The 26,368-nt window shown below is 63.6% G+C and carries 21 protein-coding genes, 1 pseudogene and 1 riboswitch; of the genes and pseudogenes, 16 read left to right on the forward strand and 6 right to left on the reverse strand.

Annotated features, from left to right (window positions below; translation table 11 throughout):
* Positions 1–19 precede the first annotated feature (19 nt).
* Positions 20–1,354, reverse strand: coding sequence for a type 1 periplasmic-binding domain-containing protein (locus ABD687_RS15030; RefSeq protein ID WP_302263206.1), 1,335 nt, complete (start codon positions 1,352–1,354; stop codon positions 20–22).
* Positions 1,351–4,311 carry a hypothetical protein gene (locus tag ABD687_RS15035; protein ID WP_310289994.1) on the reverse strand — a complete coding sequence of 987 codons (2,961 nt, stop codon included), beginning with the start codon at positions 4,309–4,311 and terminating at the stop codon, positions 1,351–1,353. Before ABD687_RS15035 ends, ABD687_RS15030 begins: the two co-directional genes overlap by 4 nt.
* 351 nt (positions 4,312–4,662) lie before the next feature.
* On the opposite strand from ABD687_RS15035, the gene ABD687_RS15040 reads away from it, so the two are divergent.
* The 8 genes from ABD687_RS15040 to ABD687_RS15075 all read left to right on the forward strand — a co-directional run bounded on the left by ABD687_RS15040 (position 4,663) and on the right by ABD687_RS15075 (position 15,517).
* Entirely contained in the window at positions 4,663–4,944 is a 282-nt protein-coding gene (locus ABD687_RS15040; protein ID WP_071214649.1) for a pyrophosphorylase, read from the forward strand.
* 181 nt (positions 4,945–5,125) lie between these two features.
* Positions 5,126–5,338, forward strand: a complete 213-nt coding sequence (locus tag ABD687_RS15045; protein WP_310289991.1) for a hypothetical protein — start codon at positions 5,126–5,128, stop codon at positions 5,336–5,338.
* A gap of 179 nt (positions 5,339–5,517) precedes the next feature.
* Positions 5,518–6,303, forward strand: a complete 786-nt coding sequence (locus tag ABD687_RS15050) for a hypothetical protein (RefSeq protein WP_310289988.1) — start codon at positions 5,518–5,520, stop codon at positions 6,301–6,303.
* Between the two features lie 424 nt (positions 6,304–6,727).
* Positions 6,728–7,009, forward strand: coding sequence for a pyrophosphorylase (locus ABD687_RS15055; RefSeq protein ID WP_071214649.1), 282 nt, complete (start codon positions 6,728–6,730; stop codon positions 7,007–7,009).
* A gap of 149 nt (positions 7,010–7,158) precedes the next feature.
* Complete coding sequence (locus ABD687_RS15060) at positions 7,159–12,651, forward strand: DUF6531 domain-containing protein (protein ID WP_310289980.1); 5,493 nt, start codon at positions 7,159–7,161, stop codon at positions 12,649–12,651.
* 27 nt (positions 12,652–12,678) lie between these two features.
* Positions 12,679–13,476 (forward strand): hypothetical protein, encoded by a 798-nt coding sequence (locus ABD687_RS15065; RefSeq protein WP_264270581.1) that lies wholly within the window; start codon positions 12,679–12,681, stop codon positions 13,474–13,476.
* Positions 13,477–13,886: 410 nt separating this feature from the next.
* A complete protein-coding gene (locus tag ABD687_RS15070) occupies positions 13,887–15,050 on the forward strand; it encodes an LPXTG cell wall anchor domain-containing protein (RefSeq protein WP_310289975.1) in 1,164 nt (387 codons plus the stop codon).
* A gap of 38 nt (positions 15,051–15,088) precedes the next feature.
* The gene (locus ABD687_RS15075) at positions 15,089–15,517 is read left to right on the forward strand and encodes an SRPBCC family protein (RefSeq protein WP_310289973.1); all 429 of its coding nucleotides are present in this window, start codon (positions 15,089–15,091) and stop codon (positions 15,515–15,517) included.
* A 28-nt stretch (positions 15,518–15,545) separates the two neighbouring features.
* On the opposite strand, the gene ABD687_RS15080 is transcribed toward ABD687_RS15075, so the two are convergent.
* The gene (locus tag ABD687_RS15080; protein WP_310289970.1) at positions 15,546–16,040 is read right to left on the reverse strand and encodes an Lrp/AsnC family transcriptional regulator; all 495 of its coding nucleotides are present in this window, start codon (positions 16,038–16,040) and stop codon (positions 15,546–15,548) included.
* A gap of 140 nt (positions 16,041–16,180) precedes the next feature.
* Here ABD687_RS15080 and kynU point away from each other — a divergent pair, with 140 nt between their 5' ends.
* The 4 genes and pseudogenes from kynU to ABD687_RS15095 all read left to right on the forward strand — a co-directional run bounded on the left by kynU (position 16,181) and on the right by ABD687_RS15095 (position 19,809).
* Positions 16,181–17,470: a kynureninase gene (kynU, locus tag ABD687_RS15085; protein ID WP_310289967.1), complete on the forward strand. Its 1,290-nt coding sequence runs from the start codon at positions 16,181–16,183 to the stop codon at positions 17,468–17,470.
* Between the two features lie 200 nt (positions 17,471–17,670).
* A pseudogene (locus ABD687_RS20760) lies at positions 17,671–17,715 on the forward strand (hypothetical protein); the annotation flags it as partial.
* Between the two features lie 97 nt (positions 17,716–17,812).
* On the forward strand, positions 17,813–19,012 hold the full coding sequence (locus ABD687_RS15090; RefSeq protein WP_310289964.1) for an amino acid permease: 1,200 nt from the start codon (positions 17,813–17,815) through the stop codon (positions 19,010–19,012).
* A gap of 170 nt (positions 19,013–19,182) precedes the next feature.
* Positions 19,183–19,809 carry a thymidine kinase gene (locus ABD687_RS15095; protein WP_264269818.1) on the forward strand — a complete coding sequence of 209 codons (627 nt, stop codon included), beginning with the start codon at positions 19,183–19,185 and terminating at the stop codon, positions 19,807–19,809.
* On the opposite strand, the gene ABD687_RS15100 is transcribed toward ABD687_RS15095, so the two are convergent.
* On the reverse strand, positions 19,806–20,375 hold the full coding sequence (locus tag ABD687_RS15100; protein ID WP_302263197.1) for a TetR family transcriptional regulator: 570 nt from the start codon (positions 20,373–20,375) through the stop codon (positions 19,806–19,808). The genes ABD687_RS15095 and ABD687_RS15100 overlap by 4 nt on opposite strands.
* A gap of 154 nt (positions 20,376–20,529) precedes the next feature.
* Between ABD687_RS15100 and ABD687_RS15105 the strand changes: the two genes are divergently transcribed.
* The 4 genes from ABD687_RS15105 to ABD687_RS15120 all read left to right on the forward strand — a co-directional run bounded on the left by ABD687_RS15105 (position 20,530) and on the right by ABD687_RS15120 (position 23,960).
* Entirely contained in the window at positions 20,530–20,889 is a 360-nt protein-coding gene (locus ABD687_RS15105) for a hypothetical protein (RefSeq protein ID WP_302263196.1), read from the forward strand.
* 168 nt (positions 20,890–21,057) lie between these two features.
* Entirely contained in the window at positions 21,058–22,347 is a 1,290-nt protein-coding gene (locus tag ABD687_RS15110; protein ID WP_264269821.1) for an adenylosuccinate synthase, read from the forward strand.
* 244 nt (positions 22,348–22,591) lie between these two features.
* Entirely contained in the window at positions 22,592–23,371 is a 780-nt protein-coding gene (locus ABD687_RS15115; RefSeq protein WP_310289959.1) for a carbon-nitrogen hydrolase family protein, read from the forward strand.
* Between the two features lie 202 nt (positions 23,372–23,573).
* Positions 23,574–23,960, forward strand: coding sequence for a hypothetical protein (locus tag ABD687_RS15120; protein WP_264269823.1), 387 nt, complete (start codon positions 23,574–23,576; stop codon positions 23,958–23,960).
* Positions 23,961–24,104: 144 nt separating this feature from the next.
* On the opposite strand, the gene ABD687_RS15125 is transcribed toward ABD687_RS15120, so the two are convergent.
* Together ABD687_RS15125 and ABD687_RS15130 are read right to left on the reverse strand one after the other, a co-directional pair.
* Positions 24,105–24,605 (reverse strand): CoA-binding protein, encoded by a 501-nt coding sequence (locus ABD687_RS15125; RefSeq protein ID WP_310289956.1) that lies wholly within the window; start codon positions 24,603–24,605, stop codon positions 24,105–24,107.
* Entirely contained in the window at positions 24,605–25,978 is a 1,374-nt protein-coding gene (locus ABD687_RS15130; protein WP_264269825.1) for an O-acetylhomoserine aminocarboxypropyltransferase/cysteine synthase family protein, read from the reverse strand. Before ABD687_RS15130 ends, ABD687_RS15125 begins: the two co-directional genes overlap by 1 nt.
* Before the next feature lie 165 nt (positions 25,979–26,143).
* Positions 26,144–26,239, reverse strand: a riboswitch (SAM riboswitch).
* Positions 26,240–26,368: the final 129 nt, after the last annotated feature.

Raw genomic sequence — 26,368 nt, forward strand, 5'->3', positions numbered from 1 at the left:
TCGTCGTTGGGACGTGGGGTCAGTCGGCGGCGGGGCTCGAGAACCAGGAAGCCGGTCCGCCGCTCCCGGATACCAGCGGGCGCAAGCCCAGGTCCTGGGCCGAGAAGTGCAGCACCGCCGGTTCCCCGTCCATGCTATCGGGCCGGGTGAAGTCCAGTCCGGGGCCGGCGATGCCGTCGGCCGGGCCAAGCTTCAGCGTACCGAGTGCCTTGGCCACCTTGGCCGGATCGCCGCTGCCGGCGGTTGATACCGCCCGCACCAGAGCCACCACGGCGTCGTGGCTGCGCGAATCGGCGGCGTTGGCGACCTCGCTGAAGGGCACGTCGCCGGTGAGGTTCTTGGCTTCCTTGTCCTGGGCGAGGACCCGCAGGCCGGCGAGGAACCCGGACATGGCCCGTCCGGAGGCATCGGGCCGCAGGGCGGCCGCGTCGCCGGCGTCGGGGCCGACGGTGGAGAGCCGTCCGGAGGCGGTGCCGCCGGCCTGGGCCAACCGGGAGGCGAAGGCGGGGCTGGTGGCCCCGGGTGTCAGCACGACCGGGACCGTGACGTTGGCCGATTGCAGGGCATGGACGACCGTTGCCTGTTGCGTCGGGTTGCCCGAGAGCAGCACCGCGTCGGCGGGGTTGGCCACCGGGGCGCGTCCAGGGGTGCCGTCGGCCTTCGCCGGTTCAACCACGCCGGTGCGGCGGGCGACATCTGCAGCGAGCTGCTCGGCATCGGCGCCCGGTTCGAAGGAGATTTTCGCCGCGACGTCCACGGATGCCGGGGCACCGCCGCCGGCGTCGATCAGCAGCGTCCGCTTCGCGCCGGCCAGGGCGGAAGTCAGTGACTTGGACACTTGGGCCTCGGTGGGCGCGGTGCGCCAGGCGGCACCGTCGCCATCGACCTTGTCGGCGTAGTAGGGCAGCAGTACCGGGACCCCGGCGCTGGCGGCGGCCTCGAGGGCTCCGTCCACCTGCTCGCCGTCGGTGGCCACGATGATCCCCGAGACGCCCTCGGAAACCAGTTTCTCCACGGCCTTGCGTGCGCCCTCGGTCGTTCCGCGGTCATCTGCGGTGGACAGGGCGATGGCGGTGCCCGAGAGGGAGAAGCGGTGCGCGGCAACCGCCGCGCCCTGTGCCGCATCCTTCCACGCGGCGCCGGAACTGGACCCGAGCGTCACCACGACACCGAGCTTGGTCTCGGCAGGGACGTTGGCTGCGGACAATGCCACCGGGACGCTTGCCTCCACAGGGTCGCCCATGGCCGCGTCGGAAGGACGGAACAGGAAGACCGACATCGCGATGATCGCGGCCACGGCCACAATGGCCACCGCGCCGGAAATCAGGTTCCGGCGCGTCGCGAGACGGCTCACTTGGCACTTCCGAGGCGGAAGGCGTACAGCGTCTGCGTCGCGGTGCCCGCCGGCACCTCGAGGTGGAAGGTCGGCAGGGCCGAGACGGCCTCGAGCGAAGCCTTGAACTGTGCCTGGCGCAGCAGGATCCCTGCAACGTCCTCGGCGCGCACGTTGGCGTAGCCCTGGGCGTTCTTGGTGGCCAGGGCCAGCTGGTAGTCGGCCGTGTCGGCCTTCGCCGCGCTGGTGGCCATGGATCCGAGCAGTCCGGACCCGTTCACCTTGCGGTCGCCCAGGTCGAGCATGACCTTGGACAGGCCGGCGGCGAGCAGCTTCGAGGCACCCTCGACATCCCGCGTCGAGGCTCCTGTACTCTGCGCGATGCCCTCGAGCGAGGCAGCGGTCTGCTTGCTGACTGCCTCCGAAAGGCCGGCGTCCTGCTTGGCTAGTTCGGCGTGCTGCTTGTCAACGGTCGTCTTGGCGTTGGCCTCAACGTCGACGGCAGTCGCGGACAGACCCGCAACCGAGCGGTCGAAGGCCTTCACGACTGCGTCGCTGCCTTCGGCGCCTTGGGCGGAGACCACGCGGATCTGGCTGTCGATCAGAGCGTTGACCTCTTCGGTCATGGCGTTCTGGGTGTCCGCGAAGGCCATCTTGATGCCAGACTCGAGCTCGTCCTGCTGCTTTTGCAGGGACAGCAGTGCCGCATCCATGGAGTCGCGGCTTGCCTTGGCATCGTTCACGGTCCTACGAAGTACTTCGATTTCGCTTCGGAGGCTCCCGCCGACCTTCAAGGTGTCTTCCAAGTTATCTATCTTGGTGCTGACTGCCTCAATGCTGTCCGTCAGACTCGAATTGGCCTTGTCGATCTCTTTGTACACGGGACCGTCCAGGACCGGTTTGTTGGCCAAGTCCGCAACGTCTTCCCAGGCCGCGATTTGGGTCGCTGCCGGACCTTCGTCGGGATCCTCCCATGCTTCGGTCGCTTTCTTGACCCAGTCTGTCCATGCGTCGGCTTGCGCAGTCACCTGAGCGGCCCGTTCATCCGACTGGTCGTCCAGATCATCGGCCAAGTTCTGCATTCGCTTTTTCAGCGGATCAGGGTACTTGGCGAGGTCCTCGAAGGTTTCTGGGTCGGTGCCGCGGCACGGAATCGAGGTCAGGTATGTCCGAAGCGCTTCGATGTCCTCACGCGAGGGCGCCGTCTGGGCGGCCGCTTCAGACGATGAGCTCTCAGTGGATGCATTTTTTGGTATCAGGTCGCACATTTCGGCTGCAAGCCTGTCATTTTGGACAATCATTGAGTCGAGCTCGTTTGTGCGTTCAATCGGCTTGTAGACCCATGGATTTTTTAGATCAAACGGAAACTTTTGGCCCTTGACGAGCTTGACCGTGTTCGAGGCGATCGTCTTGATCTCCTCGTTTCTAGTCCGCTCGTCCTCGACCAGATTACCGATTGCCGCCGTTAGCTCATCAGTCGGGAAGGCAACCTTCTTGGCCGTGTCGCGCAGCTCTTGGAGCGCATCCTTGGTTGCCTTGGCTTCTTGTTCCTTATTGGCATCGCCAGTGGCCGCCGCCTCGTCCAAAGCGTCGACGTCTAAGGCCAGCTCGTCAATTCCGTCGGAAAGGATCCGGTGCTGGGCCCGCGCGCCGGTGATGACCTCGGGCTGAAGAGTGGCAACCAGCTTGTCGCCCTGGTCCACCAACTTCAGCAGGGCGCCGGTCACGGTGATCGACGAAGCGTGGAACGCACAGGTCAGTGATGCGACGGCGCAGTTCTCGGCGTTGGGCTCGGAAGGGCCAACGGTGCTCTGCAGTGCGGTGGCAACTTCGTCACGGCAACCCGCGGTCGAGCGGGCATAGCCGTCCAGCTGGGCGGACATCAGCACGAGGCTGGAGTAGACCGTCGCGGTTTCGCCTGCGGGTGCAACGATGGCGGCGCAGCCGTTGCCCTTGATCGTTGCCTTTGGCACGCCGACCGAGGTGTCGCCCAGCATGGCGTCGACCGTGTTCACGGTCTGGGAAAGCTGCGCAAGGGTCGTGGTCTCGGCGCCGGTGACAGTGGAATCGAGGTCAGTCTTGAGCGATCCGAGTTGGTCCTTCAAGCCGCTGAGGGTCCCGGCCAAGGAGTCGCTGCTCTCCTTCAGGTGGGCGGCGGTGCTCACGCCCAGGGTCTGTGAGGTGCTCTCCAGGTTGCCGCGCACGTCGGTGATGGTGGAGCCCGCACGGCTCAACACGTCATTCACTTCGGCAATGAGGTCGATGGTGCGCCGCTGCAGGGCGAGCTCGGAGGTGGGGCTGGTGTCGAACGCGGAGGCCAGCACGCCGTCCACCGAGAGGTCAGTGGACATGCCCGGCTGCACGGCCAGGTCGATGCTCGGGGTGGCGAAATCGGTGACGTCTGCGACCAGCCGCAGCGTGGTGCTGGCGCTGGTTGCCGGAGGTGCCAGAAGAGTTGCCCACTGGATGACCGTCTCCCCGTCGGGCGAAGCGCTGACGATGCCGTTGGTCCCGGCCGCGCCGGAACCGGATTCGGCGACGATGGCGCCGGGCGAAACCTCGGGAAGCACCGTCGAGGCGGCAATGGTCATCGGTGCGCCAACGAGTGCAGGTTCGGTGCGGGACTGGCCCGCGACGTCGAATGTCACGTCGTTGGGCGCCACCGTGAGGTTTTCCACGGTCAGGCCGATCTCGATCCGGCCGGTGTAGCCGGCCAGCTCCTCGAGATTGGTGCCGGTCTTCTCCGCGGTGCGGTACTGCGTGCTCACGCGAACGGGAAGGTCGTTGGCGACTTCACCCGGAATATAGGCGGTATCTGCGCTCGAGGAACCGCCGGTGGCGTCGTCCACGGAGATGGCGGTTCCGTTCACCGCCGAGATAGAGCCGTTGGAGGCAAGATCCACGTTAACCGACTGCAGCACCCTCGTGGGGTTGTCGATGGCCTGTGGTGCGTTGGTACACGATGTGGTGAAAGCCAAGGCAGCAACCGTGAGTACCGCGCCCGCGCCACGACGGAGTCGGAGGGTGCGTTTGGTTGTGTCGACATGCTGCTGGCGTGTGCGCGTACTGGCCACTGGGGTCCCTTCGTTTGCAAATTCCTATTGAATAATAGGCGGTACGCCACCGAAATGAATAAACGGACAAGGTGCCCCGCGTTCATATCACCAAGGGGGTCCGGTGCGCGACGAAATCCATTCATGACGTTGATCCCTGGAGTTCATGCCTCGGTTGCCTGGGATGGGCCATGTCATGTTGATAGAGTTATTCCTGTTCGAGTCTCCAAGTAGCGCGTTTGCGCGGGGACATCACCAGGATTCTTGGAGGATTTCATGTCGCGTGTCCTATCAACGGAGCAGGCAAAGACGGCCATTCAGCAGATTCAGGCGATCATCAACGGTGGCTTCACCGACCAGATCAGCCAGTTGGATGCCCAGGGACGGGTCCTGTCTGACCCGAATGTCTGGGATGGCCCACTTGCTTCCCAGTTCCGCGGTTCAACGTGGCCGGAGACGAAGGCCGCGCTGGACAAGGCACGCACCGAGCTGGAGCAGCTGCGTGGCCAGCTGAACCAGATCTCGACGAACATCTTCACCGCGGGCGGCGGCAACTAGCCAGTTCTGGGCCTCGCCCCCGCTGGAGCCAGGTCGCTGAAGGAAGAAGCCCGCAAGGAAACCGAACGGCGCCGGCTGGCCAGGGAATGGAAGCAACGCCGGGACGAACGCCAAGCAAACTGGATCGACCGGACAGTGGATCGGTGCCGAGGATCCGCCCGTCGGGCCTCCGGCGCTGGAAGTGAGCATCCAAGCTTCGGCCCCGGTGACCGGGGTGCGACAGACACCCGCCCCGGGCGGCGGTTCCAACGCGGGCGTTTCCGCGGCGGGGCACAGCGACCTTCGGTCATTCGCCACCGGATCGGCGAACCTCAATAGTGAACTTGCCGGCAAGCCCGCATCATTGCGCAGCCACCTCGCGGACTCAGTGGAGCGTGTTGACATCGCCCGGTAGCGATCCGGGACAGGTCGAGGTGATGATTGGGGACATGCTTCTTTCTCATGCGTCCTGGGAAACCACGACTCTGGAGAAAACGTTGGCTGCGGTAGGTATTTCCACCGAAAGGGCGGTGCCGATCCCCAAATGACGTGGTTTAGCTCGCCGACGATTGCTGATTGGAGGACCTTGGCTTCATGATTTTAGTTGAGCGTCGACTGACGCCGGTTGCTCGGGTGGCGGCGCCCACGCCGGGACGTTACGTCCTTGCGTTCGCTGCGGCGATTGGGGGCCTGGCGATTTCATTCTTGTTTGGTGCGTTTCCGATTCTCGTCGTCCTTTTCTCTTCAGTTGTCCTCCTGCTCTCGTTTCTTTCCGGAGCACGGCAGGACCCCTACCAGCGCATGATGGCCTATCCACTGGTGATCGTTCTTTCCATGGTTTTGTTGATCAATTTCGGTCCGATCACTTGGACGATTGCGGCGCTGGTGGGCTGTGCCGTTCTCGGAATGACCCTCGGGCGTGGACTCCGGGCGGCGAGGCAGGGGATCGAGGTTCTGCCCGATCCTCCGACGGATCCGTTGGCCGTTCCGGGTAGGACCGTGGCCACTTGGGCGATCGGCAAGGACCGCTTCGAGCAGATCGACCCGGAGGGGGAGAAGCTCGACGAGCTGTTGGCGCAGCTCAATGGCAACTTTTCGGCCTTGTCACTTCGGCGGGGGTCGGCGCGGTTGGATGCTGTTGGTTTCGCGCCGGACGCCGTTGAGGTCTATGTGACCGACGACGTCGAGTCCGCGGAGTGGCACGCGCTGCTTCCTGCGGGGCAAACGATGTTGGGTGGGCAAGTGACTGCTGTCGGTTCGCCGGATGGTCAGGCGAAAGGCGAGTCGTTGCGCCGGGCGCAGGTGGCTGCGCGCTATTTCGCGGTGTCCGGATCGCGTTCGCGCGATGTTGTCTGGTCGACAAGCCGCCGCGCAGACTGATTGAGGAAGCCTCAGGGATCCAGGAAAGATGGGTCAGGCCATCAGCGGGTTGCATTCGAAGACACTGAGCCAGGCATGCCATCAGGGGCGTCCGATCGCTTGCCAATAGATTCGGGGGACAGGTGCTAGGGGCACGTTGGTTCATGTTGATGCGTTGATCGGCAAGTCATTCCGCCTACCCGATCATGCCCCAATGGATGACGGTCACCCCTTGGCGGCTTTCGCGTCGTTCGAAACCGTACGGACACCAACGTGAGTAGTCGAAACGGCTGTGTCTGTCTGGCGGTTGTATTTCTCGCCAACACGAGAAATTTATGGGCTCATTACTTGGAACGCGGCATGTCATCTTGTTAGAGTTATTCTCGTTCGAGTCTCCTAGTAGCGCGTTTGCGCGGGGACATCACCAGGATTCTTGGAGGATTTCATGTCGCGTGTCCTATCAACGGAGCAGGCAAAGACGGCCATTCAGCAGATTCAGGCGATCATCAACGGTGGCTTCACCGACCAGATCAGCCAGTTGGATGCCCAGGGACGGGTCCTGTCGGACCCGAATGTCTGGGATGGCCCGCTTGCTTCCCAGTTCCGCGGTTCAACGTGGCCGGAGACGAAGGCCGCGCTGGACAAGGCACGCACCGAGCTGGAGCAGCTCCGTGGCCAGTTGAACCAGATCTCGACGAACATCTTCACCGCGGGCGGCGGCAACTAGCCAGTTCTGGGCTTCGCCCCCCGTTGCCTCCGGCCGTGATGCCGCGCAGGCGGCGGGGGCGTTTTCCATCCTTTACCGAGGTTTCGACGGTGCCTCGGATCGTTTTTCGGGACCTCCGGGTCCCACTGGTCTGATGAGGGAGTTCTTGCGTGGCCGATCTGGGTGCCTTTGAACATGACGTTGTGTTTGACAACGGGACGGCAGACGCATTGATTTCGGCGTTCAACCTCGCCGCATCCAATATTGAGGGACAGTCCGGTTCCCGGTCCTCCCTGGTGGCGACGGCCGGAGCCGAGTTCCAGGGGCATTTCTCAAAGCTTTTTGCCGACAACGCCCGCGTCGCGTCCGCTGACGCGACCGAGCTCGCGGCACGTTTGCGCGAGGCAGCCACCGGCGCCAATTCGCTGAAGGAAGAAGCCCGCAAGGAAAACGAACGGCGCCGGCTGGCCCGCGAATGGAAGCAGCGTCGAGACGAGCGCCAAGAAAACGCCCTCCTGAGGGGCTGGGACATGGTCTTCGGCGAGGAGGATCCGCCCGTGGGGCCCCCGGCCCAGGAAGTGAGCATCCAGGCCTCGGCCCCCGTGACCGGGGTCCGGCAGACACCCGCCCCGGGCGGCGGTTCCAATGCCGGCGTCTCCGCGGCACGCCCCAGCGACCTGCGCTCCTTTGCCACCGGGTCGGCGAACCTCAATGGCGAGCTTTCGGGCAAGCCCGCGGCCTTGCGCAGCCACCTCGCGGACTTTGCCGCCCGCTGCAGCCATGGCTCGCTGAACGCCAATGGGGTAGTCAACGGCTTCGACAAGTGGCTCGAGGCCAACGACCAGGACGTGGCGTGGGCCCTGACCATCGCCAACGCCTTCGCTGCCGCCGGCGGCGAAGGAAACGTTTCGCGGCTGGCCGACTCGGCGCTCTTGGCTGCCCTCGCCACCCAAGGGGTCGGGGCGACCCGCCAGGACATCGCCATCGACGCGGCATTTGCCCTCGGTGCCGATCCGACGACCGGCTACTCCAACGACCCGGTCAACACCTCCACCGGCAACTTCCTGGAAACCGAGGTGGACCTCGGATTCGCGGGCGCCGCGGCGGCACTGGTGGCCACGCGAACCTACAACTCCCTGGACGAGCGGGTCGGTACTTTCGGGACCGGTTGGGCCTCGGTGTTCGACACCCGGCTCGAGCTGGAGGACGAAGGCGCCTGGATGGTGTTGGCCGATGGACGCCACCTGTGGTTCCCCCGCCTCGGTGAGGGGTGGGACCGGGCCGACGGGGAAAGCTCCTGGCTGCATCGCGAAACCCTGAATGACGAGGAGATCGACAAATACGCGGCGGATGCCGCCGAGGTTCTCGTGGTGCGCGACAATGCCGGAGCCCGCTGGGTGTTCACCTCGGCCGGGACCTGGCTGTCCTCGGACACCGGCCCGGGGACCGCGCTGCTGGTGCGCCGGGATGATGAGGGTCGAATCGACGAGCTTGCCCACGAACGCGGCCGTTGGGTGCGCACGGAATTCGCGGGCGATCGGATCGCCGTGCTTATGGCCTCGGACGGGCGTCGCGTGGAGTTCGAGTACGACGAGAACGGGCACCTGATTTCCGCCGCTGGGCCGGGCGGGGTGCGCAGCTATCGCTGGAACGACGCAGGCCTCATCGAGGCTGTCGCCGACGCCGCCGGCGTCGAGGAGGCGGTCAACACCTATGACGAGCACGGACGGGTGCTCACCCAGGTCTCCGCCTTCGGCCGCGTGACCCGGTTCGCCTACCTGCCGGGCCGCCTGACGGTGGTGTCCGATGCGGACGGGACGCGTTCGAACGCCTGGATCGCCGATGCCCGGGGCCGCCTGGTGGGCGTCATCGACGCCAACGACGCGCGCCAGTCGATGAGCTATGACCGATATGGCAACCTGGTCTCCGTCACCGAGCGCGACGGTGCCCTCACGGTGCATGCCTACGACCAGCGCGGGCGCAAGGTCCGCACCCGCACCCCGAGCGGTGCCGACATCACCTACGGTTATGACCATGCTGATCGTCCGGTGACCGTGGTGACCGAGTCCGGCGCCCTGGTGACCTACGAATATGCCGACGACTCCTCCCGCAACCCCTCCCTGGTCATAGACCCGGAGGGTGGCCGCACGCAGCTGCACTGGCGCGACGGCCTGCTGGAGAAGATCGTCGACCCGGTCGGGGTGGCCGTGCGCTTCGGCTACGACGGCTTCGGCGACCTGGCCACCATCACCAATTCCTTCGGGAACACCGCGACGCTGCACCGCGATGACGCGGGCCTGGTCACCGAGGCGGTGTCCCCCGGCGGGGCCCGGACCACCTACCTGTATGACGCAAACGGACAGCTGCGCTCCCGCCGGGACGCGGACGGCGCCCTGTGGAAGTTCGAGTACGCCCCGGGCGGAGCCCTGACTGTGGTCATCGACCCGCTCGGGTCCCGCACCGAGATGCATTACGGTTCCCACGGGCAGCTCACCCAAACCGTCGATCCGCTGGGGCGGGCCGTTACGCGCAGCTTCGACGACCTGGGCAACGTGTCCGGCCTCGAGCTTCCCGACGGGGCCCAATGGAGCTTCGTCCAAGATGCGCTGGCCCGCCTGACGCAGGTCACCGACCCTGCGGGGCACGCGTGGTCCCGCGAGTACAACAAGAACGGCGAGCTCACCGCGGTGGTGGACCCCACCGGCGTGCGGCAGCAGATTTCCGCTGACGCGGCCACCGGAACCGTCACCGTCCAGGATGCGTTCGAGCGCAGCAGCGTGCGCTGCGACGAGTTCGGCCGCCCCGTGGCCTCCGAGCGCGCGGACGGCAGCACCGAGCTGACCACCTACGATGCGTGCGGACGCCCCGTGGAACTGGTCGACGCCGAGGGAGGTCTCACCCTGCTGCGCCGCGACGCGGCCGGACGGGTCATCGAACACCGTTCCCCGGGCGGGGCCGTCACCCGTTTCGAATTCGACGCCGCCGGGCGGCCGGCAGCAAGCATCGACCCGACCGGTGCGCGCACCACCCTGGAATACGACGCCGAGTCCCGCGTAGTGGCCCGCGTCTTCCCTGGAGGGGAGATCGAGCGCCTGGAATACGACGCCGTCGGCCGAGTCGTTTCCCGTTATACCCCGGGCCGGGGCACCTCGCGCTTCGAATACGACCTGGCCGGACGCATGGTCCGGGCCGTGGATTCCTCCTTCGGCCGACGCAGGTTCCGCTACGATGCGGCGGGGCAACTCATCGAGGCCGTCAACGGACTGGGCGGCAAGACCCGCTTTGAGTACGACTCGCGCGGGCGCCTCACCACCGTCACCGACCCGCTGGGCGCCACCACGCGCCGGATTTACAACGAGACAGACCAGGTCGTTGCGGAAACCGATCCGCTGGGCCGGACCACGACGGCGGGCTTTGACCCGGCCGGCCGCCAGCTGTGGCAGTGCGACCCGGAGGGCCGGCGCACCGAATGGAGCTATGATGCAGCCGGGCGGCAGGTCTCCCTCGGCGTCGATGGGCATTCATTGATGCAGATCAACCGGGATGCACGTTCCAGGAGCGTGCGCATCACCGACCACACCCGGGAGGACGGCGTGCAGGTCGAGCAACTCCTGCGCTTCAACCGCCGCGGGCAGCTCATCCAACGCTTGCGTGACGGGCGCGGCCCGTCATGGGAATACGATGCGGACGGGAACCGCACGGCAATGGTCGACCCGCACGGGACGCGCACCGAGTTCGGCCATGACGCCGCCGGACGCGTGGTGGTTGTGAAGCACCCGGTCTTCGGGCGGATTTCTTACGAGCGTGATGCCGCCGGACGCATGGTGGGCGCAGTCGCCAGCAATGCGGTCCAAAACTGGGACTATGCCGAAGGCGTCGTGGTGCGCCACACCACGACAACGGTTGAGGGTGTGACCGAGACCGTCATTCGCCGGGACGGGGACGGGCGTATTGCCGCGATCCTTGCCGATGGCATCGAAACCCGTTTCTCCTATGACGCGGCGTGCCAGCTCGAGCGTTCGGTGCGCGGGGACGGTCTCGTGTCCCAGTGGCGCTATGACCTTTCCGGCCGCCTGGTTAATGAATCCATTGACGGGTTCACCGCCGAGCTTGCCTATGATGCTGCCGGCCAGTTGCGTTCCCGCACGGACGGCGCAGGGACCAGCACATATGCCTACGACGGGTTGGGCCGTCGGATCGAATCAGTGGAGCCCGATGGCTCGGTGCGGTCATTTGAATGGTCCTTGCGCGGTTGGTTGACCGCGGTGACCGCGGAAGACTCCTCCGGGGCTCCCTCGCGCAGCGAATTGTGGGTTGACGCCCTCGGCGAGTTGGCGGACGTGGACGGCGCCGAGGTGTGGTGGGATTCGGCGGAGGTCGCTCCCCGGGTGATGTCCGCCGGTGACCAATCGGTGGTGGCACTGCCCGGCGGCGTGACGGCGATAGGCGGCACGGTGCTTTCCGCCGGGTGGCGCAGTGCGCATCCGACGAAGGCAGGCAGCCCGTGGGGGATGGCATCGGACGCGATTCCGGGCCTTCCTTCCGGGCTGGCCGTGGGTGCGTCCGGCGGCTTGCAGGTGGGCGGGCTGGATTGGTTCGGCGCCCGGGCCTATGACCCGATGACGCGCGGGTTCCTGTCGGTTGATCCGCTGGATCCGGTGGTGGGTTCCGGTTGGTCCGGAAACCCGTATTCCTATGCCGGCAACGACCCGTTGCATGCGATCGATCCGCTGGGCCTGCGTCCGGTCACCGAGGACGAACTGCAGGCGTACCGCGACGGCAACAACGGTGCGATGGCAGCCGCAGGCGATTGGTTCGCGGACAACTGGGAGTATATCGCGGGTGGTGCTGCGGTGCTTGTCGGTGGTGGGCTGATGATCTTCGGTGGGCCGGTGGGCATGATGGTCGGCGGGGCGCTGGTTTCTGCTGGCGCCCAGACAATCATGGAGAAGGCGCAAAACGGCTCTGTGGATTGGGGCCATGTTGCAGTCGCCGGCGCCTTGGGTGCAGTCGGTGGCGGGGCAGGAGCCCTGGCCACGCGGGCCGCGACAGTGGGATTCGGAGCGACGCGTGTCGCTGCCACCTCGGCCGCGGCGTCAAACACAAGTAAATTCGTGGCTGCTGCCTCAGTAAATGCCGGCGTCAACGGTTCCTTTGGCGCAATCGCTGGCGGGACCTCGGAGCTGATGAAGAACGACTGGAAGATCGAGGACGGGTGGGGATTCGCCGGTTCCATGGCTGGCGGTTTCGTGGCCGGTTCGGTCGGTGGTCTCGCCGGCCCGGCCGGAGGGTCGATCGCGCGATCCTTCGGGCAGACTGCCACGGGTGGCCTGTCCAAGATTTCAACGATCAGTCTTTCCGCTGGTGGTGGCGCCGCAGGGTCGATCACAACGGATCTTGTCGGAGGAAAAGACGTTAACCTCCGCAACGCCGGCGTGAGTGCTCTTTCCGGAGGCATGGCGTCTGCAATTCCGGTGGACAAGATCCCGGGCGTTGGCATGAACGGGGTCAGTACCTTAAGGCAAATGCCCAATTTCCACCCCAGAACCCTCGGTGGAGCTTTTGACGTCGCGCGAACCAACACCAATGGGTTGTGGTCGGAAGCCTTTACAAGCAGCTCCGCCGGATTTGGGGTAGATCAATTCACCGAAGGTCTGAAATGATGGTCGATGTGTATATGAATCGTGTAGGTGAATTCAATCGTGGCGCGTAGTTCCTCAAAGAACGCTGATTTCGTCGGAATGGCGATGGCGGCGATCGGTGTCCTGAGTGGTTTCTTGATCCCGGTTATCTGGTGGGACGCCAATATTTCCATCGTCCTCATGGTTTTGTTGGTTGCCTTCGCCGCTGGCGCGGGTACCTTCATGTTCGCCAAAGGCAGGTTGCCAATCCTGCTTTTTTTCGTCGTCTTTTTTGGGGTTCTGCTGTGGTTCCGGAACATCCAAAGCATTCAGGGAGGAACCGGTGGCCTCGGCCTGACTTGGTTCACATGCGTGATTGCCGGAACCATTATTGGCGCCAATTTTCGACCTGACAAAAAGAAGAAGGCGAAGAAACTAGCCTCGGGTGCACTTCTGGTCACCGGGAACGATGGGAGAAAGCTGTTCGAGGAGGAGGCCCCGTCCGCTACTTCCCTCGAAGGCCGCGTACGGTCCTTGGATGGCAAGAAACGGACGCTTGTCAGCGCGATGCGTGGCGGTGCGCGGATGGACTTCTGTGGGGGTGCGGAAGGCGCGATGGTTGTCTATTTCTGTCCCGACACATCGGATGACCGGCTGTGGAGCATGATGACAACGCCAGGGTCCGAGCACGGCCAGACCGAGGTCGCGATCGGGGATTTGAAAGGTTCGTTCGAGAACTGGGAAACGACAACAGTGGAGCGTGCGATTGCCGCTGCGCGCCATTTTGCTTCCACGGGTCAAGCAGATCCGACTCTGACGTGGTATGCTTCAAAGGACGTGTGCGAACGACGACCATTGGCCTCGTGATTCTCGGCCAGCGCCAATTGACGTCGGCTGCCCGGGCGATGGCTCCCACCCCGGACCGATAGGTTCGTGCTGTGGTGTCTGGGCGAACCGCGAGAATACCGGCGGCCCGGCACCCGACGGCTCATGAGTCCTTTGCATTCAATGGCGGACTGGCAGCAGGCTATTGGAGGACGTCGCAGAAAACTATCCGCTCTCGAGCACCGGATTCGTGTCCTGGATGGAGCGGGTTACTGGCCCGGTCAGCCCGACGAATTAGTTTTCAAATCGTGACTAGGCGAAACCCTGTCATTGCCATAGATTGATCTGACACGTGGCGCATGTTCCACGTTGACTGCAGGGCACGGTCCAAGGGGACGTCACGTGGCACCGGATCCTGTTTCCACCGCACCAATCTCTGGGACAGGACTGACATGGCACCTCGAATTCGTATTGCGTTGCTCGGAACCGTGATGGCCTCGGGCCTGATGCTTAGCCCCTTGGTGGCTCAAGCCTTGCCGCTAGAGGAGGGCTCAATCACCGCGACTGAGAACCCCCAGATAGCTGGCGCGAACGATGGAGATAGCGCAGCGGCAGCTGGGAACACCGAATCGGCCCGAGATTCCGTGCAGCAGCCGGGTGATGCTCTCAGTGCGGGGCAGGATGTGCCGGCTGGCGCCCCACAGATCCCGGAAGACGATCCGGGCACGGCAGAAGTGATTACCACGACCGTCTCCCCGGAGGCTGCGGATTCATCGGTCGTCGAAACGCAGGTTCCCGTTCAGGTTGGTAGTGACGATCTGAGCCTGCCGACCGTGGAAGAAGAAACCGCCGTCACGGAGGAACCCGGCCTAGTAGACGCCGTGCCATCCGGCCCTTCTGTGGAAGTCAGCGGTCAGGTCGTTAAAGTTGCGAGCCCAACTGGAACGACCGAATCAGAGGGCGCTGAGGGAGGCAGTACGATCGACATCGTTGAAGAGTCGGCCTCTCCGCCGATGGCCGAGGACCCTGCCGAGGAACCAGAAATGCCGGCCTGGATGCCGACCCTGACGATGCCCGAAGGTTCCGAGGCGTGGGACGAGAGCCAGTGGAATGAATTCCTGGATTCAGACGAAGGCCAGGAATTCATCGATGAATACAACAACGCGATGATGGATTCACCTGAACTCCAGACGATCATCGACATTGTGACTGACTTTGCAACGACCGGCGACGAGTACTATCTGGACGAATTGTGGGAGTACCTCAACGAACTCTTCCCGGACAACCCTGAATGGGCGCAGGAAGCATTCGACGGAATCCTGGCGGGTTTGGGCGAATGGGAAGTCACCGAACAAGAATCGCCGGAGCCGACCACGCCGACGCAAGAGCCAGAAGAGCGAGATATTGAAATCAAGCCCGCTGCGAACGTCACCAAGCCCGTGGTCCAGATAAAGCAAGTTGCCCAGGCAGTCGCCAAACCCCTCGTCGATTCCCAACGGCATGAACTGGCAAATACCGGCAGCAACGGCACCGTCGTCATGGGTGGGCTCGGGGTGGCACTACTGCTGGGCGGCGCCTTGATGCTCGGGATGCGCAAGAGGCAAAAGGGCCTATAGGCGTTTCATTTTGGGCTGCGGCGTGACACGATTCGGCTATGACACAGTTTCAGGCTTTGGATTCCCAGGAGCTGATTCACCTCTCGGTGCCGCGAGTGTGGGAACTGCTTACCGATTGGGTGGCCGCGCCCAAATGGATGCCCGGGGTTGATTCGATGGAGGCCGAGCAGCTCACGAGCCTCGGGACAGTCCTCGACTACCATTCCGGATCCCATGAACGTCAGTTGCTGATTTCGGAATTGGTCGATGAGAAGGCCATCACTCTCACTTCCGGCGGCGGGGACATCAGCGTGCACTATCGATATGCGCTCGCCAAGGATTCCGGGCAGACCCAGGTGCGACTAGTCATCACCGTGGAAGCAGCCAAGAAACTTCGGAACGAAGTCGGAGATCTCCTGGCGGCGATTGCCGGTTCCGAAGCGGATACCTTGAAATCATTGCGGGCTTATGCGGAATCCGCGCCTTAGTTCCGGGTCCGCCGGAGTATCGACTTGCTTAGCCAGCCGGCGATAGATGCTCGAAGACGATGTTCGTTTGCGTCGAGGAGAAAGTGGGATTGGAGCCTAGGTGCTCGGCCACGAAATCCCGCAGTGTTTCGATGGAATCGCTGACGACATGAACCAGGATGTCAGGTGTTCCGCCGAGCACAAACACGTCCTGCACCCCTGGAAGCGCCCGCAAGGCCTGGGCTGAATCAAGCATGGCGTTGCGCGATTCCGGGTGCACCATTACTGAAATCATCGCCGTGATTCGAAGGCCGAGCATCATGGGGTCGATATCGGCGTGGAATCCGCGTATCACCCCCAAATCCTGCAACGCTCGAACGCGCCCCAGGCATGTCGAGGGGGCAATCCCGGCACGCGATGCCAACAAGTTGTTGGGCGTACGTGCATCCCTGCCCAGTTCCCGCAAGATAACCAAGTCGATGTCATCGAGCCGAACCGTATTCTGCTGACTGTAGTGATTCTTGATGGATTTCGAATTTAGCACGAGGATCTCCTGTAGGTTTGAGCATTTATTCAGAACGCTATCAAGCTGCCGACTGATAATTCTATGATGGGGTGCGTCGATATCATGTATTTTTTATTTGCGTCGAAGATCCACGATGCGCCAAGAAAGGCCCATAGCCAATGAGCACGCCCACCCACCCCACCGATCGCGCGAGCTTGCAGGAAACAGACAAGATCGATGGCCTCGCCGGCTTTCGTGAGCGATTCTCACTTCCCGAAGGGCTGATCTACCTCGATGGAAACTCGTTGGGTCCCCTTCCGCGCGGTGCAGCCGAACGGGCAGCTGAAGTCATCAACAACGAGTGGGGACAGGGCCTGATCCGTTCCTGGAACACCTCTGGGTGGTTCGAGCTGCCCAGCCGGCTTGGGGACAAACTCTCCAAACTCATCGGCGGAAACGACGGCGAAACCGTCGTCACGGACACGACCAGCCTGAACTTGTTCAAGGCACTCGCTTCGGCGGTGCGCATCCAGCAGCAGGACGCGCCGGCCCGCCGGGTCATCCTGACCGAACGGGACAACTTCCCCACCGACATCTACATTGCCGAGGGCATCAGCGATTTCCTGAACTCAGTCAACGCCGAAACCAACGAGCACTACGAGGTGCGCCTCATTGACGAGAACCTGACGCTGGAACAAGCGCTCGATGATTCCGTCGCGGTTCTCGCCCTGTCGCATGTCAATTACCGCACCGGCGCCATGTGGGACATGGACACCGTCACCGCGGCCGCCCATGAATCCGGTGCGCTGGTGATCTGGGACCTTGCCCACGCGGCAGGCGCCGTCCCGGTGGACCTCAACGGGGCCAACGCCGACTATGCGGTTGGTTGCACCTACAAATACCTCAACGGCGGGCCTGGCTCCCCGGCCTTCATTTGGGTCAATGCGCGCCACCAGGGCCGCTTCTGGCAGCCCTTGACCGGTTGGTGGTCCCACGAGGCGCCGTTTGCGATGTCCGACAGCTACACGGCCGCCAGCGACGTTCGCCGCTTCCTGTGCGGAACCCAGCCGATCACGTCCATGGCCATGGTCGAATGCGGGCTGGATGTGTCCTTGGAAGCCGACATGGGCCTGGTGCGGGCCAAGTCGCTCGCACTGGCAGACGTGTTCATCTCCCTGGTGCGCGAGCGCTGCGGTGAATTCGGCCTCGAGCTGGTGACGCCCGAGAACCACGCCGAACGCGGCAGCCACGTCAGCTTCCGCCACCCCGAGGGATACTCCATCATCCAGGCGTTGATCGACCGGGGCGTCATTGGCGATTACCGAGAGCCCGAGGTGCTGCGGTTCGGTCTCACACCGCTCTACCTTTCCTACACGGACATCTGGGATGCGGTCGAAATCCTGCGCGACATCCTGGAAACCCGAGCCTGGGACGTCCCCGCCTACCGAACGCGCCAAGCCGTCACCTAAGAGGGCAACAGCCCAACCAAACCTGCCCAGTGGGCCGTCTGGCGAAAACCCGGACCGCCCGCGGGTTTGTCGTACCCAAAAACAACTGCACTGCTTCACCCGCACACAATGATTCGAGGATACTTATGAGCTCGTCGTTGAATAACATCAAGAAACGAGAAGGCGGCTTGTCCCGGCAGCTGACGTCCCGCCAGCTGGGCATGATTGCCCTGGGCGGCGCCATCGGCACAGGTCTTTTCCTGGGCAGCAAGTTTGCCATCTCCTTTGCCGGCCCCAGCGTCATCATCAGCTATGTCATTGGCGGGTTTGATTGCCCTCCTTCTCATGGGAGCCCTCTCGGAGATGACGGTTGCCCACGCGACCACCGGGTCCTTCGGCGCCTTCGCGGAGCACTACATCAGCCCGTTTGCCGGATTCATGATCAAGTACCTGTACTGGTCATGCATCGTGCTGGCGGTGGGAACGGAAGTCACTGCGGTAGGCGACTACATGCAGATGTGGTTCCCTTCGGTTCCGCCGATTGTTTGGGTCCTCGGATTCTCCGCGTTGCTCATCGGGGTCAACATGTTCAACGTCAAGGCCTTCGGCACCCTCGAATACTGGTTCTCCGCAACCAAGGTCTTCGCCATTGTGGGATTCATCGTTGTTGCCGCGGCACTGGTTTTTGGTGGATCGAACCCGGACTTCGGCATGCAGAACTACAACGCCGACGGCGGTTTCTTCCTGGGCGGTGCAAAGGGAGTGTGGTTTGCCGTCATTGTGGCGATTTTCTCCTACCTGAGCATCGAAATGATCGCGGTGGCTGCCGGCGAGGCCAAGGAGCCCGAGGTGGCGGTCAAGAAGGCCTTCAAGGTCACCTTGTTGCGCCTCTTCCTCTTCTACATCCTGACCCTCTCCTTGATTCTTGCCATCGCGCCGGTGGGCAAGATCCTTGAAGGCGGCAGTCCGTTTGTCACGGTCATGCAGGTCATCGGCATTCCCTACGCCGATTCCATCCTGAACTTCGTGGTCATCGTGGCGGCCTTGTCGGCCATGAACTCGCAGCTCTACATCTCCACCCGCATGATGTTTTTCCTCTCGCGCGGTGGCCACGCCCCGAGGATGTTCGGAAAGGTGCGTAGGAACGGCGCCCCGGTCAATGCACTGCTGCTTTCGGCCGGAGGCATCGCCGTGGCGACGCTGATCTATGCCGCCAATCCCGAAACGGGATTCACCGTGATGATGGCCTTGTCCATGTTTGGTGCCATGGCCACGTGGATGCTGATCTTCGTCACCCACCTGTTTTTCCGTCGTCACCATAAGCGCAGCGGCGAGGAACTTTCCTACAAGCTGCCCTTCTATCCGCTGGGTTCGCTGCTGGGCGCATTGCTGATGGCGGCCCTCCTGGTCACCACGCTGTTTACCCAGGAATTCCAGATGACACTGATATTCGGCTTCCCTTTCGCGCTGGTGGTTGCGGCACTCTATTTCCTACTGCGCAAACGAATGGTCCCTGCCGAGGAGGAGCTCCGGGAAGCGGCTGCCGTGGGGGACTTGGCATAACTCACAAGTGATTTCCTGCTCCCGGTGAAGATGCCCGGCAACGCCGGACGGTACGCTGATGCGGCCTTCGCGCGGTGCCGGGCATTCTCGTCGAAAACGCGGGTGATCCAAGGGACAGGCGCTCCGATGCGCATAGAATCGTCCACGGTGTCCAACTCGAAAGGAACGATGTGGCGAAGCTGTACTTCCGCTATGGGGCAATGAATTCCGGCAAGTCCACGGGTCTTCTCCAGACCGCTTTCAACTATGAAGAGCGCGGACAGCGGGTCCTCTTGGCGAAGCCGGGGATCGATACGAAGGGCGACTCGGCAATAGTTTCCCGCCTGGGAATGAGCCGCGACGTGGATTTCCTCATCCCGCCGTCAGCGAATGCCCGGGAACTTTTTGCCACTAAAGTCGCCGGGGACGACCCGGATGCCCTGCTGCAGCACGTGGATGCGCCTCCGGTGGCGTGCCTGCTGGTTGACGAGGCCCAGTTCCTGACGCCGGAACAGGTCGATGACCTGTTCCGCATCGCCATCCTGGATAACGTCCCCGTGCTGGCCTACGGGATCCGCTCGGACTTCCGCACCCATGCGTTTCCCGGGTCGCGGCGCCTGCTGGAGATCGCGCACAGCCTTGAGGAACTCAAGACGATTTGCCGCTGCGGAAAGAAGGCGGTGTTCAACACCCGCCGGATCGGCACCGAGATCATTTTCGATGGAGACCAGGTGGCCATCGACGGGGACGAGGTTTGGTACGAATCCCTCTGCGGAGCTTGCTACCTGGAAGCTTCGAACGGGCGTCTGGGCAGCTAACCGGCGATGGGTTCCAGTGCCATCCCTCGCAGGATCACCCGAACACCGTAGTCGAAGGCCTCGTCGCCCCAGTCGGATGATGACTCGGACGGTTCGGTGCCTGCGGCCAATGCCAGCGCCTCCTGGTGTGCGCCGATCGACCCCAGCAAATGATTGACCAGCACGTGCCGGGCATAGGTGGCATCGCTCTCCGGGACGCCCGCGATCCGCAGGAAATCCAAGATCCAGCCCAACGGATCCAAGGACTCGGGACGCATGGATTGAGCAAGCTGCATGACTTCCGCAGAGTCCGGAACCGTGATCAGCGCGGTGCGCAGCTGGCGCAGCAGCGCGGCGATGGCCATCGGTGCCAACGCAGGGGTGGGGGATTCGGGGCGAGGCACCGCGTCCAGGAGCCTGGCGGCAACATCCACGAGCAGTTCCTGCTTGGACTTCACATGCCAATACAGCGCCCCGACCTGAACATCCAGTTCCCGTGCCAGCCGGCGCATGGACAGGTCGGCCAGGCCGAACTCCGAGAGCACGCCCACGGCGGCATCAATGAGTTGTTCACGCGTCAGGGCCATGGCTCCCAGTCTAGGCGGCACTCCAAGCAAGTCTGAATGTGGGCGCATTTCTTCGCGTCATCATCTGGAGCAGCTGCAGGCGGGAGGCGCAGTCGTCAAAAGACTTTTGGTCGATCCCTCGACGCAAGGGGCAAAGGCGGGGTTTGATGGGGGCATGAGTATGCAATTTCCTACACCAGAGGCCATGAAAGAGTTCCAGCGGCTCACCCGTGCCCTGCTTGGCGAGGGAGTGGCTGCCGGAAAGATGTTTGGCAAGGACGCCTTGAAGTACGAATCAAAGGCCATCGCCTGCCTTATCGAGGACACCATGGGATTCAAGGTGGGACGCGCGAGTGAAATCATGCGCAAGGCCCTGGAATATCCCGGTGCCGGCCTCTTCGACCCCTCGGGTCAGGGGCGGCCCTTCCGCGACTGGGTGTCCGTTCCCGAAACATCGATCGAGCACTGGGAAACACTGGCACGCGCCGCATTGGCGGCGGCGGTTGAAGCAGAAGACGAGCCCAAGGAAGCATAAATCCACTCATTGATGCTGCATCGGGTAAACTCGTGACGTAAGAGCCCCTTACTGTTCTTCCTGATCCTGCTTGGGCCAATCGAAGAGCGAGGGGCATTTCTGCGCCCGGCACCGCCGGGACCCGGCATTTTTGCCGGCCGCGCTGAATCGAGCAAGGGGGAGGATCCCATGCCAGCAATCGTGATCGTCGGCGCCCAGTGGGGCGACGAAGGCAAGGGCAAGGCCACAGACCTTTTAGGTGGCCAGGTTGACTACGTTGTAAAGCCAAACGGCGGCAACAACGCAGGTCATACAGTTGTCGTTGGCGGTGAAAAGTATGAGCTCAAGCTCCTTCCCGCCGGTATTCTTTCGCCAAATGCCATCCCGATCATCGGCAACGGCTGTGTGGTCAACCTCGAGGCGCTCTTCGAAGAGATCGAGGGACTGGAGGCACGCGGTGCCGATACCTCGAAGCTGCGCGTCTCGGCCAACGCGCACCTGGTCGCCCCGTACCACCAGACCATGGACAAGGTCACCGAACGCTTCCTGGGCAAGCGCGCCATCGGCACCACCGGGCGCGGCATTGGCCCGGCCTACATGGACAAGATCGGGCGCCTGGGCATCCGCGTGCAGGACGTCTTTGACGAATCCATCCTGCGCCAGAAGGTCGAGGGCGCACTGCGCCAGAAGAACGAACTGCTGGTCAAGGTCTACAACCGCCGCAGCGTTGAGATCGACGAAATCGTCGAGTACTTCCTCTCCTACGCCGAGCGCCTGCGCCCGCTGGTCATCGATGCGACGCTCGAGCTGAACAATGCGCTGGACGCCGGCAAGGTCGTGCTCATGGAAGGCGGCCAAGCCACTTTCCTGGACGTGGACCACGGCACCTACCCGTTCGTGACGTCTTCGAACCCGACCGCCGGCGGCGCCTCGGTCGGCTCGGGCATCGGCCCAACCCGTATCAGCCGCTCGATCGGCATCATCAAGGCCTACACCACCCGCGTGGGTGCAGGGCCGTTCCCGACCGAGCTCTTTGACGACATGGGCGAATACTTGCAGAAGACCGGCGGGGAATTCGGCGTGAACACCGGCCGTCCGCGCCGTTGTGGCTGGTACGACGCAGTGTTGGCCCGCCACGCCTCGCGCGTGAACGGCTTCACCGACTACTTCGTCACCAAGCTCGACGTGCTGACCAACATCGAGAAGATCCCGGTGTGCGTGGCCTACGACGTTGACGGGGTGCGCCACGACGAGATGCCGATGACGCAGACCGACTTCCACCACGCCAAGCCCGTCTTCGAATACTTCGACGGCTGGACCGAGGACATCACCGGTGCCCGCACCCTCGATGACCTGCCGGAGAATGCACGCAACTACGTGCTGGCGCTCGAAGCCATAAGCGGGACCCGTTTCTCCGCCATCGGCGTGGGACCGGACCGCGAGCAGACGATCGTCCGCCACGATTTGATCAACGACTGACAGCGACGCGCTCGGGCGCGGTGTGGGGCAGGATGAATGACATTCACCTGGCCCGGCACCGCGCCCTTGCCGTGTCCGGGGCACGGATGCCGTCTTGACCCGTCTCGAGATGCCGAACCGTCCCCCTGTCGACCGTTTTGCCGTCACATTCTTCGGGTCGGGGCAAAAATCACTGCAGCTGACTCGCCGAGTTGGCGATTGTCGTTAGGCTGGGTGAAAGAACTCAGCGACGAAGGGAATCGCCATGAAGGTCAGCGTTGGTCAATTTGCCCCCACAGGGTCGGTCACCGACAACTTGGAAACCATGGAACGACTGGTTGCCAAGGCGAAGGCCGAGGCCGCTGACCTGGTGCTCTTTCCCGAAGAGGCCATGCTCGCCGTTTCCCAGGTGACGGGCCCGTTGAATGACGCCCTCGAAGGGAACTGGACCAAATTCGTCCAGCAGCTTTCCTTCATGGCCGCCGAGCACAAGATTGCCATTGTGGCCGGGGGATACGAGCAAAGTGGCGACGAACGGCCCTACAACACCCTGGTGGTGCTCGGAGAGGATGGCGCGATCCTGGGGACCTACCGCAAGATCCACCTCTACGACGCATTCTCCTACCAGGAATCGAAGTCGATCAAGGCCGGAGATGTTGCCGAGGTCCCCGTCTTCGAAATCGCCGGCATGAAGGTCGGGGTGTTCACCTGCTATGACCTGCGTTTCCCGGAAATCGCCCGGAGGCTGGTCAACGAGGGCGCCGAACTGTTGCTGGTGGCCGCCGCCTGGTTCAAGGGCGAGCACAAGATCGAGCACTGGGAAACCCTGTTGCGGGCACGCGCGATCGAGAACACGGTGTGGGTCGCGGCCGCCGGAACCAGCTCGGGCCACACCATCGGCCACTCGGCGATCCTGGATCCCATGGGTGTGCCGATCGAGTACCTGGGCGACGATGCCGAGGGCTTGGTGACGACCGATGTCACGCGCCGGCGCATCGACGAGGTGCGCGAGTTCCTGCCGGTGCTGGCCAACCGCAGGCTGTAGGAAAAGGAATGCCCGGGAGCCCGTGCGTGTGCCGTCCAGGCGCCCGCACGGGCTCCCTTTGCGTCTCCCGCGGGCAGTCTGAACCCGGCCGCCGAAGCGCCGGCCGCGACCCAACGAATTTCACAGTTCTGGGCATGTACGCTTCGGGTTCCGCCCACTACTATTGGTGCTCGATGTAACTCCAATTAGGCAGGATAGGGCAGTGGGCACCACCGACACGCAAATGAATGAAGCCATCATCGAGGAATGGGCCGAGGCAACGGCGCAGGCCTACAACGACTCATTGTCCGGCCTGGACCTGGCTCGTGTGCCGAAGGCTGTGCGGGCCTTCATTGAACTGTATGGGCAGAGCAAGGACATGACCTTCAACGCCGACTACTCACCGATCGACTACTTCGAGGAACACCCTGCCTCGGCGATCGGAATCATCCTCGACACCCCTGAGGCCCTGGAACTGTTGGACGACGACGAGGAAGAAGCGCTCGAGGACATCCTCGGCTTTGCCGAGGCCTGGGCGGAGTTCGATTCAAACCAGCAGCCGGACCTCGGGGTTTCCGAGGCCGACGACGAGGACGACACCGGGTGGTAACGAGAACCATGGGCCGCCCCTGAATTGCGGGTTGCCTACGGGAATCGCTCGGGCCGTCCCGCGGGTTCCCTCCAATGGGAAGGGTCCGTGCCGGAAACCATGGGGTTTCGGGCACGGACCCTTCGCATGGGGCAGACTGTCTTGCTAGGCGAGCAACTGGCGCTTGGAGGAGATGACGCCGGTGTTGAACCCGGCCAGGCGCAGCCCGCCGTGGAAACGTGCGTGTTCGATCTTCACGCACCGGTCCATCACCACATTCAGGCCGTTGGCCTCGGCCTTGGCCGCGACCTCCTCGTGCCAGGAACCCAGTTGCAGCCACAGGGTCTTGGCCCCCACGGCGATCGACTCGTCCAGGACGCCGGGCAGGTCGTCGTGCTTGCGGAAGACCTCCACCAGGTCCGGTGTCTCCGGCAGGTCGGCCAGCGACTTGTAGACCGGCTGGCCCAGGATCTCATCGAGCACCGGGTTGACGAAGTAGACCTTGTACTTGGAGGAGGACAACAGGTAGGTCGCCACGAAGTAGCTGGCGCGCGAGGGCTTGTTGGAAGCGCCCACGATCGCGATCGACTTCGTGTTGCGCAGGATCTCGAGGCGTTCGGCCGCGTTCGGGCCTTCCCAGGTGCGGGTATCCACGGCGTTGCTCATTACTTGGCTCCCGTCACGGCGGCCGCGCGGGCGGCGTCGATGGAGCAGGCTGCCCCGTCGTAGGCTTCCTCGGCCGGGGCGTCGGCCACCAGCTGCGAGGCGGTCAGGGCCTGGTCCAGGTCCCAGAGGATGTCATCGATGTCTTCCAGTCCCACCGAGAAGCGGATCAGGTCCTCGGGAACGCCTGCCGCAACCAGCTGGTCGGCGGAGAGCTGCTGGTGGGTGGTGGAAGCCGGGTGCAGCACCAGGGTGCGCACGTCCCCGACGTTGGCCAGGTGGCTGGCCAACTGCAATGCCTCGATGAAGGCACTGCCGGCGGCGCGGCCGCCCTTGACGCCGAAGCTGAACACGGAGCCGACGCCCAGGGGCAACAGCTCCTGGGCACGCTCGTAGTGCGGGTGGGAGGGCAGGCCTGCGTAGTTCACGTAGGAAATGCGCGGGTCGGCCTCCAGCCATGCGGCCACGGCCTTGGCATTGGCCAGGTGCGAGTCCATGCGCTGGGGCAAGGTCTCGACGCCCTGCAGCAGCTGGAACGCGGACTGGGCCGGCAGTGCCGGTCCGATGTCGCGCAGCTGCTCGCTGCGCAACTTGGTCAGGAAGCCGTACTCGCCGAAGTTGTCCCACCAGGAGACGTTGCCGTAGGAGGCCACGGGCTCGGTCATCGCGGGGAACTTGCCATTGCCCCAGTTGAAGGTGCCGGCCTCCACGACGATGCCGCCGAGGGTGGTGCCGTGGCCGCCGAGGAACTTGGTGGCGGAGTGGATGACGATGTCGGCACCGTGCTCGATCGGGCGCAACAGGTACGGAGGGGTGAGGGTCGAATCGACAACCAGCGGGAGGCCCGCGGCGTGGGCGACCTCGGCCAGGCCCCTGAGGTCGGCGACGTCGCCGGAAGGGTTGGCCACGACCTCGGTGTAGACCGCCTTGGTGTTTTCCTGGATGGCGGCGGCGAACTCGGCCGGATCCGTGGAGTCGATGAAGGTCGTCGACACCCCGAAGCGACGCAGCGTCACGTCGAGCTGGGTGATGGTGCCGCCGTAGAGCTTGGAGGAGGCCACGATGTGGTCCCCGGCGCCTGCAAGTGCGGCGAAGGTGATGAATTCGGCTGCCATGCCCGAGCCGGTGGCCACCGCGCCGATGCCGCCTTCGAGGGAGGCGATGCGCTCCTCGAATGCCGCCACCGTCGGGTTGCCGATGCGGGAGTAGATGTTGCCGTACTTTTGCAGCGCAAAGAGGTTCGCGGCGTCGTCGGAATCCTTGAAGACAAACGACGTGGTCTGGTAGATCGGAACTGCGCGCGAGCCGTGCTCGGCGTCAGGGGTGCCGCCGGCGTGCAGCGCGCGCGTGCGGAATCCAAATTGGTGTTCGGCCATGAGGGTGGCTGACTCCTTGCGTATACGGCTGGGGCAGCCCTGGGTGCGGACTGTCCTCGCCTGTGGTGGGGCGGGTGGTGCTTCTCCCGGATGAATGCGGCGCCGAAGTGCCCTCGGGGAGGGGTTTCCCTGCGGGCGCATCGACACCCAAGATCGCTGGTGCGTTCTCCATCGTTTCTGGCGGTAGCACCTTGTCCACCGGAGTGTGGAAGGTTGCTGCGGCGTCGTAGAGCCAGATCTCTCGGCCGCTCGGGATGGGGGTCTGGGATCCATTGTGGCAAGAAAATTGCCTGTAGCCAAAGAATATGTGCTTAGGTTGCGTCCGGGGGGATGGGAATCGAAGGATCTGCACCGGATCCCGGCGGCGTTCCTGCCCGGTTAGGCTTGTGG

Origin of the sequence: Paeniglutamicibacter sulfureus, assembly GCF_039535115.1 — a bacterium.
In the GTDB taxonomy this organism is placed as follows: Bacteria; Actinomycetota; Actinomycetes; order Actinomycetales; family Micrococcaceae; genus Paeniglutamicibacter; species Paeniglutamicibacter sulfureus.